At 73.5% G+C, this 16704-nt stretch carries 15 protein-coding genes; 12 read left to right on the top strand and 3 right to left on the bottom strand.

Features of this window, described 5'->3' with window-relative positions:
* Window positions 1-15: 15 nt before the first annotated feature.
* Window positions 16-1218: an amino acid deaminase/aldolase gene (locus tag AC07FK_RS20460; RefSeq protein ID WP_479106321.1), complete on the bottom strand. Its 1203-nt coding sequence runs from the start codon at window positions 1216-1218 to the stop codon at window positions 16-18.
* A gap of 755 nt (window positions 1219-1973) precedes the next feature.
* On the opposite strand from AC07FK_RS20460, the gene AC07FK_RS20455 reads away from it, so the two are divergent.
* Window positions 1974-2846 carry a hypothetical protein gene (locus tag AC07FK_RS20455; protein WP_479106511.1) on the top strand — a complete coding sequence of 291 codons (873 nt, stop codon included), beginning with the start codon at window positions 1974-1976 and terminating at the stop codon, window positions 2844-2846.
* Entirely contained in the window at window positions 2843-4126 is a 1284-nt protein-coding gene (mycP, locus tag AC07FK_RS20450; RefSeq protein ID WP_479106320.1) for a type VII secretion-associated serine protease mycosin, read from the top strand. Before AC07FK_RS20455 ends, mycP begins: the two co-directional genes overlap by 4 nt.
* Here the strand turns inward: mycP and AC07FK_RS20445 are convergent.
* Window positions 4061-4597: a serine hydrolase gene (locus AC07FK_RS20445; RefSeq protein WP_479106319.1), complete on the bottom strand. Its 537-nt coding sequence runs from the start codon at window positions 4595-4597 to the stop codon at window positions 4061-4063. The genes mycP and AC07FK_RS20445 overlap by 66 nt on opposite strands.
* Window positions 4598-4777: 180 nt before the next feature.
* Between AC07FK_RS20445 and AC07FK_RS20440 the strand changes: the two genes are divergently transcribed.
* Complete coding sequence (locus AC07FK_RS20440; protein WP_479106318.1) at window positions 4778-5512, top strand: SseB family protein; 735 nt, start codon at window positions 4778-4780, stop codon at window positions 5510-5512.
* A gap of 16 nt (window positions 5513-5528) precedes the next feature.
* Here the strand turns inward: AC07FK_RS20440 and AC07FK_RS20435 are convergent, their stop codons facing one another.
* Window positions 5529-5891: a DUF1844 domain-containing protein gene (locus AC07FK_RS20435; RefSeq protein WP_138898716.1), complete on the bottom strand. Its 363-nt coding sequence runs from the start codon at window positions 5889-5891 to the stop codon at window positions 5529-5531.
* A 381-nt stretch (window positions 5892-6272) separates the two neighbouring features.
* Between AC07FK_RS20435 and infC the strand changes: the two genes are divergently transcribed.
* The 9 genes from infC to AC07FK_RS20390 all read left to right on the top strand — a co-directional run bounded on the left by infC (window position 6273) and on the right by AC07FK_RS20390 (window position 16653).
* A complete protein-coding gene (gene infC, locus AC07FK_RS20430) occupies window positions 6273-6938 on the top strand; it encodes a translation initiation factor IF-3 (protein WP_479106509.1) in 666 nt (221 codons plus the stop codon).
* A 128-nt stretch (window positions 6939-7066) separates the two neighbouring features.
* Entirely contained in the window at window positions 7067-7261 is a 195-nt protein-coding gene (gene rpmI / locus AC07FK_RS20425) for a 50S ribosomal protein L35 (protein ID WP_028815428.1), read from the top strand.
* A 104-nt stretch (window positions 7262-7365) separates the two neighbouring features.
* Window positions 7366-7752, top strand: a complete 387-nt coding sequence (rplT, locus tag AC07FK_RS20420; protein ID WP_028815427.1) for a 50S ribosomal protein L20 — start codon at window positions 7366-7368, stop codon at window positions 7750-7752.
* 126 nt (window positions 7753-7878) lie between these two features.
* A complete protein-coding gene (locus tag AC07FK_RS20415) occupies window positions 7879-8733 on the top strand; it encodes a TrmH family RNA methyltransferase (RefSeq protein WP_479106317.1) in 855 nt (284 codons plus the stop codon).
* A 132-nt stretch (window positions 8734-8865) separates the two neighbouring features.
* Window positions 8866-9993, top strand: a complete 1128-nt coding sequence (locus tag AC07FK_RS20410) for a sensor histidine kinase (RefSeq protein WP_479106316.1) — start codon at window positions 8866-8868, stop codon at window positions 9991-9993.
* Window positions 9994-10108: 115 nt separating this feature from the next.
* On the top strand, window positions 10109-11236 hold the full coding sequence (pheS, locus tag AC07FK_RS20405; RefSeq protein ID WP_479106315.1) for a phenylalanine--tRNA ligase subunit alpha: 1128 nt from the start codon (window positions 10109-10111) through the stop codon (window positions 11234-11236).
* Window positions 11236-13764 (top strand): phenylalanine--tRNA ligase subunit beta, encoded by a 2529-nt coding sequence (gene pheT, locus AC07FK_RS20400; RefSeq protein WP_479106314.1) that lies wholly within the window; start codon window positions 11236-11238, stop codon window positions 13762-13764. The genes pheS and pheT overlap by 1 nt, the downstream gene beginning before the upstream one ends.
* Before the next feature lie 186 nt (window positions 13765-13950).
* Window positions 13951-15039 carry a PP2C family protein-serine/threonine phosphatase gene (locus tag AC07FK_RS20395; RefSeq protein WP_479106313.1) on the top strand — a complete coding sequence of 363 codons (1089 nt, stop codon included), beginning with the start codon at window positions 13951-13953 and terminating at the stop codon, window positions 15037-15039.
* Between the two features lie 273 nt (window positions 15040-15312).
* Window positions 15313-16653, top strand: coding sequence for a tetratricopeptide repeat protein (locus AC07FK_RS20390; protein WP_479106312.1), 1341 nt, complete (start codon window positions 15313-15315; stop codon window positions 16651-16653).
* Window positions 16654-16704: the final 51 nt, after the last annotated feature.

Below are 16704 nucleotides of genomic sequence, written 5' to 3'. Positions count from 1 at the left end.
GCCCGGCCTCCCGCCCTACAGGAAGGTCCGCCCCTCACCCCGGTACGTCGGCACGGTCGCCGTCACCGCGTCGCCCTCTATGAGCCGGAGCGCGTCGAACCGCTCGCACAGCTCGCCGGCCTTCGCGTGCCGGAACCACACCTTGTCACCGATCAGCAGATCGTCGGCGGGGGAGCCGATCAGTGGCGTCTGCACCTCGCCGGCCCCCTCCTGGGGGTCGTACCGCAGACCCTCCGGCAGGTACGGCACGGGCGAGCGGTCGGGCCCGGCGACCCCCGATGCGGGGTAGCCGCCGCCGAGCACCGTCACCACCCCCACGCCCGGCCTGCGGACGACGGGCTGCGCGAAGAGGGCGGCGGGCCGTCCCCTGAACGACGAGTAGTTGTCGAAGAGCCGGGGGAGATAGAGCCCCGAGCCCGCCGCGATCTCGGTCACGGCGGGTTCGGCGGCGGTGTGCTGGACGCTGCCGGTACCGCCGCCGTTGACGAACTCCAGCTCCGGGGCGACGGCGCGCACCGCCCGTACGACCGCCGCCCGGCGGGCCGCGAGCTCCTTGCGCGCCGCGTCCTGCATGACCCGGATCATCCGGGAGCGCAGCGGCCGCCCCACGACCGCGTCGCCGACCCCGGCGACATGACCCTCGTACGCCATGATGCCGACCAGCCGGAAACCGGGGCGGCGGGCCACCGACCGGGCCAGTTCGGCGAGCTGGGCGGGCTCACGCAGCGGCGAGCGCAACGCGCCGATCCGGACACGGCCGCCGAGCAGGCGCAGCGACGTGTCCAGTTCCAGGCAGACCCGGATCTCCTCGCGGCCGCCGTCCCTCGCCCGGTCGATCAGTTCCAGCTGCGCCGGGTCGTCGACCATCACGGTGACGGCGGCGGCCAGTTTGGGATCGGCGGCGAGCTCCGCGAACGCGCCCCTGTCCGCCGACGGATAGGCGAGCAGGACGTCCTCGAAGCCCGAGCGCGCGAGCCACAGGGACTCCGCCAGCGTGAACGACATGACGCCCGCGAACCCGTCGCGCGCCAGTACGCGCTCCAGCAGGGCCCGGCAGCGTACGGACTTGCTCGCCACCCGGATCGGTTTGCCGGCGGCCCGGCGCACCAGGTCGGCGGCGTTCTCGTCGAAGGCCTCCAGATCGACGACGGCGACGGGAGCGTCGAGGTGGGCGGTGGCCCGGTCGTACCTGGCCCGGTCGGCAGCGCGCGGTGTCATGGCCAGAGCTTGCCAGAGCGGATTACCACTGGGTAGGGGGATCATCCGGTCAGATGCCGCGAGGCCGGGGACTGGTTCCCGCCGGTCCCCCGTCAGCCCGTAGAGTGACGCCCACGCGGTGAGGACGGCTCGAACGGACCTGCCCCGAAAGGCGATCGGGCACCGCGGGGCACAGGCCGGGCGGACCATGAACTGGGGGGCGGATGAACACCGAGGCACACCGCGCCCCGCTCCCCCCGACCCGGCCCCCGCACCCCCCTGCGGCCTCCACCCCGCCGACACCCCCGCAGAGCACGGGTACGCCGCAGGGCCGGCCCGCAGGCGACCGGATCCCGCCCGCCCCCGCCGCACCGCCCCACCGCGCACCGACGCCACCGGGCGAGCAGCGCGCGCACACCCCTGCCGCACCGCGCCCCCCGGCATCCGCTGGCGGCCGGCACCCCGGCGCCGCTCCCACCGGGCCCTCCGGCGGCGCGAGCGCTGGTTCTCCTGCGGCCCAGCGCCATCCCGGCTCCGCCCCCGTCACCGGCGGAGAGCCCTCCGGCGTCGAGACGGCCGCCGCCCCCGCCCCGTCGCCGCGGAACCCCGGTCCGATGCCGCCGCATGCCGTGCCCGGCGGGACCCCGGCCGAGACCACCGCGCGCCTCCGGCCCGTGCCCGCCGCGCCGGGCGCGCTGCCGGCGCAGGCCCCGCCGCCGCCCGCGGCCCCGCCGGCGGGCGGCCCCGTCGCGCCCCGTCGCAGGCCCGTTGGCTCCATCGACCTGGGCCCGCAGCCCGGCGCGCCCCGGCCCGCCCACTTCGCCGCGCCCCGGCACTGGCCGGCGCCCGAGACGCCGGCCGAGACCACCACCCGGCTGCGACCGGTCCGCACCCGCCGCCCCGCCCGCGTCGCCGCCGCCGCGGCCTGCCTCGTACTGGGCGTCGGACTGATCGGCGGCGCGGTCACCGGGAGCTGGCTCACCGGAGGCGCGGACGCCGAGGCCGCCGCGCCCAGCGGGTACGCCGAGGCACGCGGCCTCTGGCACAGCACGCCCGTCGACAAGCTCTTCCCGCCGACGCTCGAAGGCGACGGCGCGGGCCCCGGCGGCGCCGACCGCGTCTGGACGCGCATCGCCGTCGCCCCCGACAGCGGCTGCGCGAAGGCGTTCGACCCGCTGCTGCTCAAGGCGCTGGAGCCGGTCGGCTGCCTGCGCCTCCTGCGCGCCACCTACACCGACGCCACCACCAGCGGCGTCACCACCGTCGGCCTGCTGTTCACCGAGGCCGACGCCTCCGCGATGACGGCACTGCGCACCCGCTTCACCACCGAGGGCCTCGGCGACCGTACGGACCTCATGCCCCGCACCTACCCCGCCGAGGGAACGGCCGCCGCCGGGTTCGGCTCCCGGCAGCGCGCGAGCTGGACGGTGCGCGTGCTCACCGACGTACCCGTCGTCGTGTACGCCGTCTCCGGCTTCGCCGACGGCCGCACGGTCCCCGACCCGCAGCCCGCCGGCCGGGCCACCGTCGCCGGCGCGACGAACGCCCCCGCCCAGGCCGGCCTCGGCCACGAGGCGAAGGGCGTCGCCGACCGCATCGAACGAGGTCTCCGCAGGACCGCGCACCCGGCCACGGAGCCGCCCCGATGAACCACCCGACCGACGCCCCCCGCACGCCCGCCCACCACGCACCCGTCCGGGCGGTCTCGGCGGCCCCGCCCGCCGAGACCGCCCGCGCCGCCGCCCCCCGCCGCACCGCCCGCCGCGCCCTCGCAGCCGCCCTGGTGGCCGTCGCCGTAGCCGTGCTGCCCGCGCCGGCCGCGTACGCCGACAGCATCCGGGCCCAGCAGTGGGCGCTCGACGCCCTCCACACCGAGCAGGCGTGGCGTACGACCAAGGGCGAGGGCGTCACCGTCGCCGTGCTCGACACCGGCGTGGACGGCAGCCATCCCGACCTCACGGGCCGGGTACTGAAGGGCAAGGACCTCATAGGCTTCGGCGCGGGGAAGGGCGACCGGGCCTGGGCCAGACACGGCACCGCCATGGCCGGCATCATCGCCGGCCACGGCAGCGGTCCGGGCCGCGCCGACGGCGTCGTCGGCATCGCGCCCGAGGCGAAGATCCTCCCGGTCCGGGTGATCCTCGAAGGCGGCGACCCGGCGCGCAAGCGGGCCCGCAGCACCCGCGGCAACGCCCTCGCCCAGGGCATCCGCTGGGCCGCCGACCACGGCGCCGACGTCATCAACCTCTCCCTCGGCGACGACAGCAAGTCCGCCCACCCCGAGCCCGCCGAGGACGCCGCCGTCCAGTACGCCCTGGCCAAGGGCGCCGTCGTCGTGGCCTCCGCCGGCAACAGCGGCGAGGAGGGCGACCACATCTCGTACCCCGCCGCCTACCCCGGCGTGATCGCGGTGGCCGCCGTCGACAGATCCGGCACCCACGCCTCCTTCTCCACCAGCCGCTGGTACGCCACCGTCAGCGCCCCCGGCGTCGACGTGATCATCGCCGACCCGGACCGCCGCTACTACGAGGGCTGGGGCACGAGCGCCGCCTCAGCCTTCGTCTCCGGCGCCACCGCGCTGATCCGCGCGGCGCACCCCGACCTGACCCCCGCCCAGATCAAGAAGCTCCTCGCGGACACCGCCCGCAACGCGCCCGAGGGCGGTCGCGACGACGCCCGCGGCTACGGTTTCGTCGATCCCGCCGCCGCGCTGGAGGCCGCCGCCGAGCTGCGCCCCGCACGGCTGCGCCCGGCCTCCGCCCCGCACGGCGAGAAGTACTTCGGCGCGGGCCCCGACCCGCTGCGCCAGCCCGGCGAACCGGCGGGCTGGTTCGCCCCCGCGGCCGGCGGCGCCGGCGCCCTCCTACTGGCCGGCGCGGTGGCCCTGTGGCGCACCAGCCGTCCCACGGCCTCCCGCCACTTCCACTGACGTCCGCTCGACCACCGCGATCCCCGCCTCCCTGGTGGCGTGCCCCTCCGACAGCACGGCCATCAGCAGCACCCGCCCGTCCGCCGCCCGCACCCGCCCGACGCTGTGCACCGCCCACAGCCCGGTGGCGTCCCGCGGCATCCACCCGTTCTTCAGCGCGGCCCCGCGGCCGGCCGCCGACACGCCCCAGTCCTGCCCCGGCGCGACCTGCCCCATAAGGGCCGCGATGTACGTACGCGCATCCTCGCCCAGCACACCCGCCCGGCCGCCCCGCCCGCTCCCCCCGGCGTTCCCGAACACCGCCCGCAGGAGGGTCACCTGATCCCGCGCCGTGGTCCGCGTACGCCCCCAGGCCCGGTCCGCCGTCGTCTCCGTGAGGCCGAGCCGCGCGTGCGCCGCGTCCAGCCCCGCCGGGCCGCCGATCGCCGCCCACAGCGCCGACGCCGCGTCGTTGTCGCTGCGCCGGATCATGGCCGCAGCGCCGCCAGGATGCCGACCTTGACGACGCTCGCGGCGGGGAAGCGCCCGTCCCCGTGCCAGGCGTCGTCCCGGCCCGTGCACGAGGAGACGGCGTAGGAGAGCTTCACGTCAGGGGCGGTGCCCGTGGGCCCCGTGCGGAAACCCGCGCCGCCCGGCGGATAGTCTCGTGACGTGGCGCTCAAGAACATCCCGGACCCCGGTTTCTCCGACGACGACGGCACCGCCGACCCGCGGCTCAGCGCCGCGCTGGCCGCCTGGGCCGAGGACCCGGCCGCCGAGCCGCAGGTGCTCGCCGCGCTGGCCGGCGCCCGGCTCCTGGTCCCCGTCGTCGCCGTGCTCGGCGAGGCCGAGACCGACGAGGAGACGGGGCTGCGGCGCGAGAAGAGCAGCGACATGGCCGTGCCGACGCTCCAGGCCGGCGAGCGCCGCGCCCTGCCCGCCTTCACCTCCACCGAGGCCCTGGCCCGCTGGAACCCCCAGGCGCGCCCCGTCGCCGTACCCTTGCACCAGGCGCTTCAGGCGGTCGCCCACGAGCGGGCCGACACGCTGGTCCTGGACCTGGCGGGCCCCGTGCCGTACCAGCTCACCGGGTCGGCGCTGCTCGCCGCCGCCGAGGGCCGCACCAGCGCGGTGCCGCTGGACGACCCGGCCGTCACCGAAGCCGTACGGGCCGCCGTCGCCGCCGAGCCCGCCGTGCTGCGCGCCCACCTCGGACCGGGCAGCGCCGACGGCACCCTCGCGCTGGTCCTCGCCCCAGGAGCCGAACCGGCCGGGGCGGCCCGCCGCGTCGCCGGGGCCCTGGCCGCCGACGAAACGCTGAGGGCCCGCCTGGTGCGGGGCCTCGACCTGGCACTGCTGCCAGCCGGTGCCACGCCTCCCGGCGAGCCCTTGTTCGTACGCGGGTAAGAAGTGAAGGGGCCGGTCAGCCGTACACCGGGCCCGTGTACTTCTCGCCCGGCCCCTGGCCGACCTCGTCCGGCACGGCCGACGCCTCGCGGAAGGCCAGCTGCAGCGACTTCAGCCCGTCGCGCAGCGGTGCCGCGTGGAAGGAGCTGATCTCGGTCGCGCTCGCGTCCAGCAGACCGGCCAGCGCGTGCACCAGCTTGCGGGCCTCGTCGAGGTCCTTGTGCTCGTCGCCGTCCTCGGTGAGACCGAGCTTCACGGCGGCGGCGCTCATCAGGTTGACCGCCACCGTAACGATCACCTCGACTGCCGGTACTTCCGCGATGTCGCGCGTCATGGCGTCGAAGTCGGGAGATTCATTGGGGGAGGTCGCGTCACTCATGACGCACACGATATGCCCCGCCCCGCGGGCGGCCACCGCCGCGACCGGGGTCGCCGCTTCCCGGCGGAGCTGCTAACCTTGTGTAACGACCGGCCGGACACCTGTGTGCCCGGCCCACAAGTGGAGGCTCCGATCTCCCACCTGGCTGTCCTCACGGACGGCGGGTCACCGGTCAAGCGGTCCCCATCGTTCCGTACGGACGATGGAGCGCCGCTCGATGTGCGCCCCGCGGTTGATGCGCGGTGGTGCTCCGGTATTTCCAGGAGCCCCGCCTGTGTTCCCGTCCGGGGCATTTTTCATGGCTCCCTGAGGTTGGTCTCACGAAACAGACGTTACGCGGCTGTCTGCCAGACAGTCGTGTGGTGCTACTGAGGAGGATCCATCAGCGCTGAGCCCCGCATTAACGACCGGATTCGCGTTCCCGAGGTGCGACTCGTCGGACCCAGCGGCGAGCAGGTCGGCATTGTGCCTCTTGCGAAGGCCCTGGAGCTTGCGCAGGAGTACGACCTCGACCTGGTCGAGGTCGCGGCGACCGCCCGTCCGCCCGTGTGCAAGCTCATGGACTACGGGAAGTTCAAGTACGAGTCGGCCATGAAGGCCCGTGAGGCGCGCAAGAACCAGGCGCACACGGTCATCAAGGAAATGAAGCTCCGGCCGAAGATCGACCCGCACGACTATGACACCAAGAAGGGTCATGTCGTCAGGTTCCTCAAGCAGGGCGACAAGGTCAAGATCACGATCATGTTCCGTGGTCGTGAGCAGTCCCGCCCCGAGCTCGGCTTCCGACTGCTTCAGCGTCTGGCTTCGGACGTCGAGGACCTTGGCTTCATCGAGTCGAATCCCAAGCAGGACGGCCGGAACATGATCATGGTTCTCGGCCCGCACAAGAAGAAGACCGAGGCCATGGCCGAGGCACGCGAGGCCCAGGCGGCCCGCAAGGCCGAACGCCAGGGCAGCGCGACCGACGACGCCGAGCAGGCGGAGTCGGCGGACGAGGTCGCCGAGGCTCCGGCCGAGGCCCAGTCCGAGACCCCTTCCGAAGCGTGATCCGCGGGGCTGCCATCCAGGTGGCCCCGGGTTCGGCCAGGAAGCCCAGCCCCCATATCACTGACTGACGCTCCCGCTCTCCGGTACACGCACCGGGGGAGCGCCACTGACGAGGAGAGAACGGCGCTATGCCGAAGAACAAGACGCACAGCGGTGCCAGCAAGCGCTTCAAGGTCACCGGCTCCGGCAAGGTCATGCGCGAGAAGGCAGGCAAGCGCCACCTCCTGGAGCACAAGTCCTCCAAGAAGACCCGCTCGCTGACCGGCGCTGTCGTGGTGTCCCCGGCGGACGCCCCGAAGATCAAGAAGCTTCTCGGCAAGTGACGTCGCGGCTCCGGGTGACCGGAGCCCCTCGTCGGACCGACCGAGACCAATACGTTTCCGGGCCGTGTGAGTTCCACCGCGGCCCCGCTACAAGGAGTTAACAAGTGGCACGCGTCAAGCGGGCAGTCAACGCCCACAAGAAGCGCCGGGCAATCCTCGAGGCGGCCAAGGGCTACCGCGGTCAGCGTTCGCGCCTGTACCGCAAGGCCAAGGAGCAGGTCACCCACTCCCTGGTCTACAACTACAACGACCGCAAGAAGCGCAAGGGCGACTTCCGTCAGCTGTGGATCCAGCGCATCAACGCCGCTGCCCGCCAGAACGGCATGACGTACAACCGCCTCATCCAGGGTCTGAAGGCCGCCAACATCGAGGTGGACCGCAAGATCCTGGCCGAGCTCGCGGTCAACGACGCCAACGCGTTCGCCGCGCTCGTCGAGGTCGCCCAGAAGGCGCTCCCGAGCGACGTCAACGCCCCGAAGACCGCCGCCTGATTCCAGGCAGCCCCTCTTCGTCCACCGGACCCGCAGGCGTTCGCCGCCTGCGGGTCCGGTGCGTTGTACCGGACGTGCACGACCCCTTTCGTACGCAGAGATACGCAGAGAAGTGAGCCGCCGACCATGGGCACCCCCGAGCTGATCTCCCCGCGATCCCCGCGCGTCACCGCCGCCAAGCGGCTGGCCAAGCGGAGCTTCCGCGGCAAGGAGCGCCGGTTCATCGCCGAGGGGCCGCAGGCCGTGCGCGAGGCGGTCGAGCACCGCAGCGACGGCGAACCGACGCTGATCGAGCTCTTCGCCACCGCCGAGGCCGCTGAGCGGTACACCGACATCGTCGCCGCCGCCCGCGCCGCCGGAGCCCGCGTGCACCTGGCCCCCGACGAGGTGCTCGCCGAGGTGTCCCAGACCGTCACCCCGCAGGGCATCGTCGGCGTCTGCCGCTTCCTGGACTCGCCCTTCGAGGAGATCCTCGCGGCCGGGCCCCGGCTGGTCGCAGTCCTCGCGCACGTCCGCGACCCCGGGAACGCCGGCACAGTGCTGCGCTGCGCGGACGCCGCCGGAGCCGACGCCGTCGTCCTCACCGACGCCTCCGTCGACCTCTACAACCCGAAGTCGGTCCGTGCCTCGGTCGGCTCCCTCTTCCACCTGCCGGTCGCCGTCGGCGTCCCCGTCGAGCAGGCCGTCAGCGGGCTGAAGAGCGCCGGCGTACGCATCCTGGCGGCCGACGGCGCGGGTGACGAGGACCTCGACGACGAACTGGACGCGGGCACCATGGGCGGGCCCTCCGCCTGGGTCTTCGGCAACGAGGCGTGGGGCCTGCCGGAGGAGACCCGGGCGCTGGCCGACGCCGTGGTGCGCGTCCCGATCCACGGAAAGGCCGAGAGCCTCAACCTCGCCACCGCCGCCGCCGTGTGCCTCTACGCCTCCGCTCGTGCGCAGCGCGCTTCCGGAGGGTGCCGCAGCGTCACCTCCAGCTAGTAGGGTGGCGGGCTCGGGGGCCCTCCCCCACGCTCTCGGCTTCTCCCCAGGTTCTCGGCTTCGCCCGAACAAGGGGACCCCCTTGGGCGGGGAGGCACCCCCACCGCCATTCGGAAGAGGTGGGATACGGGGATGGCTGTCGGCACGAGCGGTCCGTCGCGGGCGAACGAGGCTTTACCGCACCGGTACGCGCAGGACGGACACGGGATCGATCCCGACGACCTGCCCGACGGCCTCGCCGTCGCGGACGAGAACGGCCGCGTCGTCTGCTTCAACGCCGCCGCCGCCCGGATCACCGCCATCCCCAGGGAAGCCGCCCTCGGCAGGCCCCTGGAGACCGCGCTGCCGCTCGAGGACCTCGAAGGCCGGCGCTGGTGGAGCCTGACCGATCCGTACGGCGGACTGGCCACCCGCGCCGGGCAGCCCGAACGCAACCTGCTGCTGCCCGGCGGCCGCGAGGTGCTCGTCTCCGCGCGGTACGTGCGCCACGAGCCGACCGGGCCCGTGCGGCGGGTCGTCGTGTCCCTGCGCGGCACGGAGGCCAGGCGGCGCACCGAACGCAGCCACGCCGAGCTGATAGCCACCGTCGCCCATGAACTGCGGTCCCCGCTGACCTCCGTCAAGGGGTTCACGGCGACGCTGCTCGCCAAGTGGGAGCGCTTCACGGACGACCAGAAGAAGCTGATGCTGGAGACAGTCGACGCGGACGCGAGCCGGATCACCCGGCTGATCGCCGAGCTGCTCGACATCTCGCGCATCGACTCCGGCCGCCTGGAGGTGCGCCGTCAGCCCGTGGACCTCCCCTCGGCCGTAGGCCGGCACGTCCAGGCGCACATCTCCAACGGCCAGCCCGCGGACCGCTTCCTGGTCCGTGTCCAGCAGCCGCTGCCCGATTGCTGGGCAGACCCGGACAAGATCGACCAGGTGCTGGGCAACCTGCTCGAAAATGCGGTGCGCCACGGCGAGGGAACGGTCACCATCGAGGTGGGCGCGACCCCGACGAAGAACACCGACCCCACAGCGAAGGGAACAGCCGTCACCGTGAGCGACGAAGGCACCGGCATTCCCGAGGAGTCGATGGGGCGCGTCTTCACCCGGTTCTGGCGGGGGAGCAAGCGCGGTGGCACCGGCCTGGGGCTGTACATCGTCAAAGGCATCGTCGAGGCGCACGGCGGCTCGATCACCGTCGGCCGCGGGCCCGGCGGCGGCGCCGAGTTCCGATTTATCCTGCCCGTCGGCGCTCCGGCCTACCTCGCCTGAGCAGCCCACGGGCTTCTTCACCCCTCACGGCCTTTAGACTCGACCTTTGGCACCTTTGCGTCCTCAGTCGTCGAGCGGGGGCCACGCCACCAGCCAATCGGAAGTACGGGAAGAGATGTCCGCACCCAATAAGTCGTACGACCCTGTTGAGGTCGAGGCGCTGAAACCGGAAGAGATCGAGCGCATGCGGGACGAGGCGCTCGCCGCCTTCGACGCCGCGGCGGATCTCGACGCGCTCACCCACGCGAAGACCGCGCACACCGGCCCCACCTCGCCGCTCTCGCTCGCCAACCGTGAGATCGGCGCCCTGCCGCCGGCCGCCAAGGCCGAGGCGGGCAAGCGCGTGGGCATGGCCCGCGGCGTGGTGAACAAGGCCCTCGCCGCCCGGCTCGCCGCCCTGGAGGCGGAGCGGGACGAGCGCGTGCTGGTCGAGGAGGCGGTGGACGTCACGCTGCCGTACGACCGCGTCCCGGCCGGCGCCCGGCACCCGCTGACCACGCTGATGGAGCGCGTCGCCGACGTCTTCGTGGGCATGGGCTACGAGGTGGCCGAGGGCCCCGAGGTCGAGGCGGAGTGGTTCAACTTCGACGCCCTCAACTTCGTCCCGGACCACCCGGCGCGCCAGATGCAGGACACCTTCTTCGTACAGGGCGCGGACGGCTCCAAGAGCGACGAGTCCGGTGTCGTCCTGCGCACGCACACTTCTCCCGTCCAGGCCCGCGCGCTGCTCGACCGTGAGCCGCCCGTGTACGTCGTGTGCCCCGGCCGCGTGTACCGCACCGACGAGCTCGACGCCACGCACACCCCCGTCTTCCACCAGATCGAGCTGCTCGCCGTCGACGAGGGCCTCACCATGGCCGACCTCAAGGGCACCCTCGACCACATGGTCCAGGCGCTCTTCGGCGAGGGCATGAAGACCCGGCTGCGCCCGAACTACTTCCCGTTCACCGAGCCGTCCGCCGAGATGGACATGGTCTGCTACGTCTGCCGCGGCGAGTCCGTCGGCAAGCCGGACCGTCCCTGCCGCACCTGCGGCAGCGAGGGCTGGATCGAGCTGGGCGGCTGCGGCATGGTCAACCCGAAGGTGCTCACCGCCTGCGGCGTCGACCCCGCGAAGTACAGCGGATTCGCCTTCGGGTTCGGCATCGAGCGGATGCTCATGTTCCGCCACAACGTAGAAGACATGCGAGACATGGTCGAGGGTGACGTCCGGTTCACTCGGCCCTTCGGGATGGAGATCTGATGCGGGTCCCGCTTTCCTGGCTGCGGGAGTACGTCGATCTCCCCGCCACCGAGACCGGCCGTGACGTACAGGCCAAGCTCGTGTCCGCGGGCCTGGAGGTCGAGACGGTCGAGCAGCTCGGCGCCGGCCTCAAGGGCCCCCTGGTCGTCGGCAAGGTCCTCACCATCGAGGAGCTGACGGAGTTCAAGAAGCCGATCCGCTTCTGCACCGTCGACGTCGGCACGGCCAACGGCACCGGCGAGCCGCAGGAGATCGTCTGCGGCGCCCGCAACTTCACCGTCGGCGACAAGGTCGTCGTGGTCCTGCCCGGCGCCGTCCTGCCCGGCGACTTCGCGATCGCCGCGCGCAAGACGTACGGCAAGACCTCGCACGGCATGATCTGCTCCGGCGACGAGCTGGGCATGGGCGACGACGGCAGCAACGGCATCATCGTGCTGCCGCCCGAGTACGAGGTCGGCACCGACGCCATCGAGCTGCTCGAACTCGTCGACGAGGTCCTCGACATCGCCGTCACGCCCGACCGGGGCTACTGCCTGTCGATGCGGGGCGTCGCCCGCGAGGTGGCCACCGCGTACGGCCTGCCGCTCCGCGACCCGGCGCTGCTGGACGTGCCCGCGCCCAACTCGTACGGCTACGCCGTGAAGATCGCCGACCCCCGGGGCTGCGACCGCTTCACCGCGCGCACCGTCGTCGGCCTCGACCCCGAGGCCCGCTCCCCGATCTGGCTGCGGCGCAGGCTGCAAAAGGCCGGGATGCGCCCGATCTCGCTCGCGGTCGACATCACCAACTACGTGATGCTGGAGCTCGGCCAGCCGCTGCACGCCTACGACCGGTCCCGCATCGACGGGCCGATCGGGGTGCGCCGCGCCGAGCAGGGCGAGAAGTTCACGACGCTCGACGGCACCAAGCGGGTCCTCGACGCCGAGGACCTGGTGATCACCGACAACCGCGGCCCCATCGGGCTCGCGGGTGTCATGGGCGGCGCCAACACCGAGATCGCGGACTCCGTGACCGACCCGGAGACGGGCGTGGTCAGGGGCACCACCGAGGTCGTCGTCGAGGCGGCGCACTTCGACGCGCTCTCCATCGCCCGTACCGCCCGCCGGCACAAGCTCGCGTCCGAGGCGTCCAAGCGCTTCGAGCGCGGCACCGACCCGCAGGCCGCCTCCGCGGCGGCCCAGCGGACCGTCGACCTGCTGGTGCTGCTCGCGGGCGGCACCGCCGAGGCGGGCGTCACCGAGGTCGTCGCGCCCTCCGGACCCCGCACGGTCACCATGCCCGCGAACCACCCCGACCGGGTGGCGGGCGTGGACTACGGCCGGGAGACCGTCGTACGCCGCCTCCAGGAGGTCGGCTGCGACGTGTACGGGCAGGACGAGCTGGTCGTCACCGTGCCGTCCTGGCGCCCCGACCTGGCCTACCCGAACGACCTGGCCGAAGAGGTCATCCGCCTCGAGGGCTACGAGAACCTCCCGTCGACCCTGCCCACGCCGCCCTCGGGCCGCGGGCTCACCGACCGGCAGCGGCTGCACCGCCGCATCGGGCGCGCGCTGGCCGGGGCGGGTTACGTCGAGGCGCTGAACTACCCGTTCATCGGCGACGCGGTGCTCGACCAGTTCGGCCTGGACGCCGACGACGCGCGCCGTCGTACGGTCAAGCTGGTCAACCCGATCTCCGACGAGGAGCCGGCGCTGCGCACCACGCTGCTGCCCGGCCTCCTCGGCGCGCTGCGCCGCAACGACGGCCGCGGCTCGCACGACCTGGCGCTCTTCGAGACCGGCCTGGTCTTCAGGCCGACGGGTGTAGAGCACAAGGCCGCGCGGCTGCCCGTCGACCGGCGTCCGACCGACGAGGAGATCGCCGGTCTCAACGCCACGCTGCCGCGCCAGCCGCGCCGCGCCGCCGTCGTCCTCGCGGGCGCCCGCGAGCAGACCGGCTGGTGGGGCAAGGGCCGCCCGGCCACCTGGGCGGACGCCGTCGAGGCGGCGCGTACGCTCGCCCGCGAGGCCGGCGCCGAGCTGACCGTCCGGGGCGACCGGCACGCGCCGTGGCACCCCGGCCGCTGCGCCGCGCTGTACGTCACGGTGAACGGCGAGGAGACCCTGGCCGGGCACGCGGGTGAGCTGCACCCGCGCGTCATCAAGGCACTCCACCTGCCGGAGCGCACCTGCGCCATGGAGCTCGAGGTCGACGTACTGGAGCGGGCGGGCACCGGCGCCGTCCGGGCTCCGCGCATCTCGGCCTTCCCGGTGGCGACCCAGGATGTCGCGCTCGTCGTCGCCGACGACGTCGCCTCGGCGGACGTCGAGGCGGCGCTGCGCGAGGGCGCCGGCGAACTGCTCGAATCGCTGCGGCTGTTCGACGTGTTCACGGGTGCGCAGCTCGGCGAGGGCAAGAAGTCGCTCGCCTACGCGCTGCGCTTCCGCGCCGCCGACCGCACGCTGACGGTCGACGAGGCCACGGCCGCACGCGACGCCGCCGTGGCGCTCGCGGGCGAGCGCACGGGCGCGGTGCTGCGCGGGGTGTAACACCTGGTGAAGCGGTAGTACCGAGGGGCGTGTCCGGGTCACGGACGCGCCCCTCACTCATTCGGGTGAGAAGTGGGGGCGAGGCGCCCGGAGGGACCCGGACGCTCGACACAATCGTTGCGGCCGACGGGGGCCGGCGTCGTTCGGGCAGCGGGGTACAGGGCCAGGGCCTAGGGGGCCGTCGGGATGATCCGTACAACAACCTGGCGAGACGTGCGGCGCGCGTGCGCTCCCTTCGCGCGGCGCGCTCTGGTCTTCGGGCTTCCCGCCGTCTGGCTCGTCGCCGCGACCGTCTGGGAGCTGGCCTGCCCGTTCGGCTCCCACGACGGGATGGCGCCGCGCTTCGTCACGTGTGCCGCCTTCCTGGCGCTGGTCGCCTATCTGCTGACGAGCGTACGGCTCGGCCTCGTACGGGAGTTGCGGCGCACCCGCGAGATCGCGCGCGCCGCCCAGCAGGTGCTGCTGCGGCCGCTGCCGCCCCGCCTGGACGGGCTCGCCCTCGCCGCGGGGCAGCTGTCCGCGAGCCGAGGCGCGACCGTCGGGGGCGACCTGTACGAGGCGGTGGCCACCGTGCACGGGGTCCGCGTGGTCATCGGAGACGTACGGGGCCACGGGCTGCCGGCGATCGGGGCGGTGGCCGCGCTGCTCGGCAGCTTCCGGGAGGCGGCGCACGACGAGGCCGAACTGGCGGGCCTCATGCGGAAGCTGGAGCGGGCGCTGCGACGGCACCTGCGCGAGAGGTCGCGCTCCGAGCACCCGTCGGTGAGCGGCACCGATCCGGACAACCCGCTGGCGGAGGAATTCGTCACCGTGCTCCTGCTGGAGATCCATGAGGACGGCGAGGTGCTGGCGCTCAACTGCGGCCACCCGTGGCCCTACCGGCTGCACGGGGCGGCCGAGCCCGTCGCGGGCGGGGAGGTGCTGCCGCCGCTCGGGCTGTTCCCGCTGCCCGACGGCCTGTCGGCGAGCCGGTGCACGCGTCTGCTTCCCGGCGAGGCGCTCGTCCTGCACACCGACGGGGCGGAGGACGCGAGAAACGCCGACGGGGCGTTCTTCTGCCTGCGGCGTGCCCTCACCGAGGCGGCGGCGCTGGGGTCGCCGGTCTCACCGGCCGTCGTGGTGCAGCGCGTTCACACCGCGCTGCTGCGGCACACCGGCGGCCGGCTCGCCGACGACGTCGCGCTGCTCGTGCTGCGCAACGACCGCAGCCGCGTGCCGGCGCAGCCCGGGGATCAGGGGCTGCGCCGTTCGCGCGCGGAATCCTCCAATCGGTGACCGGCCGTCGCTCCGGACCCGCTGGTACTGCTCCGTCCGCTCTGCCGTGGAGTGTCGGGCAGACCGGCAGGGCGGACGGAGCGGGATCGGGCCGCCGCACTGTACGAGGGGGGAGCCGGCGGCCCGGCCGCCTCCGTGAAGAGGCAGAACGAAGTCAATCGGACCCGGGGGCGCAGCGGGAGAGCACGCGGGGCCCGAGTGCGGGCATTCGGTTCACACCCCGTGTGAACGGGGCTCCACTACGCTGACCCCACCGAGCCACCGGAGAGGCCCATGCAGCCGAACACCCTGCTCGACGCCCTGCTCGACGAAGCGGGAATCTCCCACGCCGGCCTCGCCGCCCATGTGAACCAGGCGGGGAGCGCGCGAGGTCTGGCGCTGAGATACGAACACACCGCCGTGGCACGCTGGTTGAAGGGCCAGCGTCCGCGCGGCCAGGTGCCCGACCTGATCTGTGAGGTCCTCGCGGCCCGGCTGCACCGGCCGATAACGCTGGACGACATCGGCTTCGGCATGCCGGGCGAGGCCGCGATGCCGCACGGCTCGCCGCTGACCGGGTTCGTGGAGCGGGCGACCGCGCTGTGGCGCTCGGACGAGCAGCAGCGGCCCCACATCCTCGGCGCCCCGGCGGTGACCGGGACGCCGGCGGTGATGCCCGTGTGGGAATGGGAGAACCCGCCCGAGGACGCCGACGTCTCACGCAAGGGCCAGACGCGGGTCAGCGTCGCCGACATACAGATGCTGCGCGCGGCGAGAGCGCACTACGAGCTGATGTACCGCAAGGCCGGGGGCGTCGCCACGCGGGCGCGCGTGGTGGGCTTCCTCAACGCCGAGACGGCCCCTCTGCTGCGCGGCAGTTACTCCAACGCCATGGGGCGCCAACTGCACCGCGCGACGGGCGGCCTGGTCGCCGTGGCCGGCATCTGCGCATACGACTCGGACGCCCAGGGGCTCGCCCAGCGGTACTTCCACCAGGCCCTGCGGCTCGCGAAGGCCAGCGGGGACCGGGGGCTCGGCGCGTACATCATCGCGCTGCTGGTCAACCAGTCGCTGTTCATGTCCGAGTACCGGCAGGCGGTGGCCTTCGCGGAGGCGGCGCTGCGGACGGCGGGCACGCAGATCACCCCGGCGCTCGCGGCCGACCTGCACGCGATGCAGGCCAAGGCGTACGCCCATCTCGGCGACAGCAAGAACGCGTTGTCCTGCATCCGGCGTGCGGAGTCCGAGGCCGAGTCCATCAGACCGGGCAGCGAACCGGACGAGACGGGCTACGTCCAGCCGGGCCTGGTGAACGTTCAGGTGGCCGAGGCACTGCTCAGTCTGGGTGATCTGCCGGCGGCGCGCGAGCACGCCGACGCGGCGGTCGGCTCGCCCGCGCACGACCGGGGCCGGGTGCACCGGCTCGCCATGCTCACCCACATCGAACTGCGCCAGGGCAAGGCCGACCGGGCCGTGGAGATCGCCACGGAGATGGCGCAGCGGGCCCAGGGGATGGAGTCGCAGCGGATGCGCGATCGCCTGCGGGCGGTCCGCGAACACCTGGTGGGCAGTGGCTGCGCCGGCGCGGAAGAGGCGGCCGAACTGATCGACGGGGCTCTGCGCGTTCCGCTCTGACCGTCCTCCTGCTGCGATATTGCCACCTACTTGTCGGAAGGTGGCAGAACA

Source organism: Streptomyces sp. NPDC046122 (genome assembly GCF_056429965.1).
The sequence above is the reverse complement of the archived record's forward strand: the minus strand, read 5'-3'. Positions and strand labels throughout refer to the sequence as shown.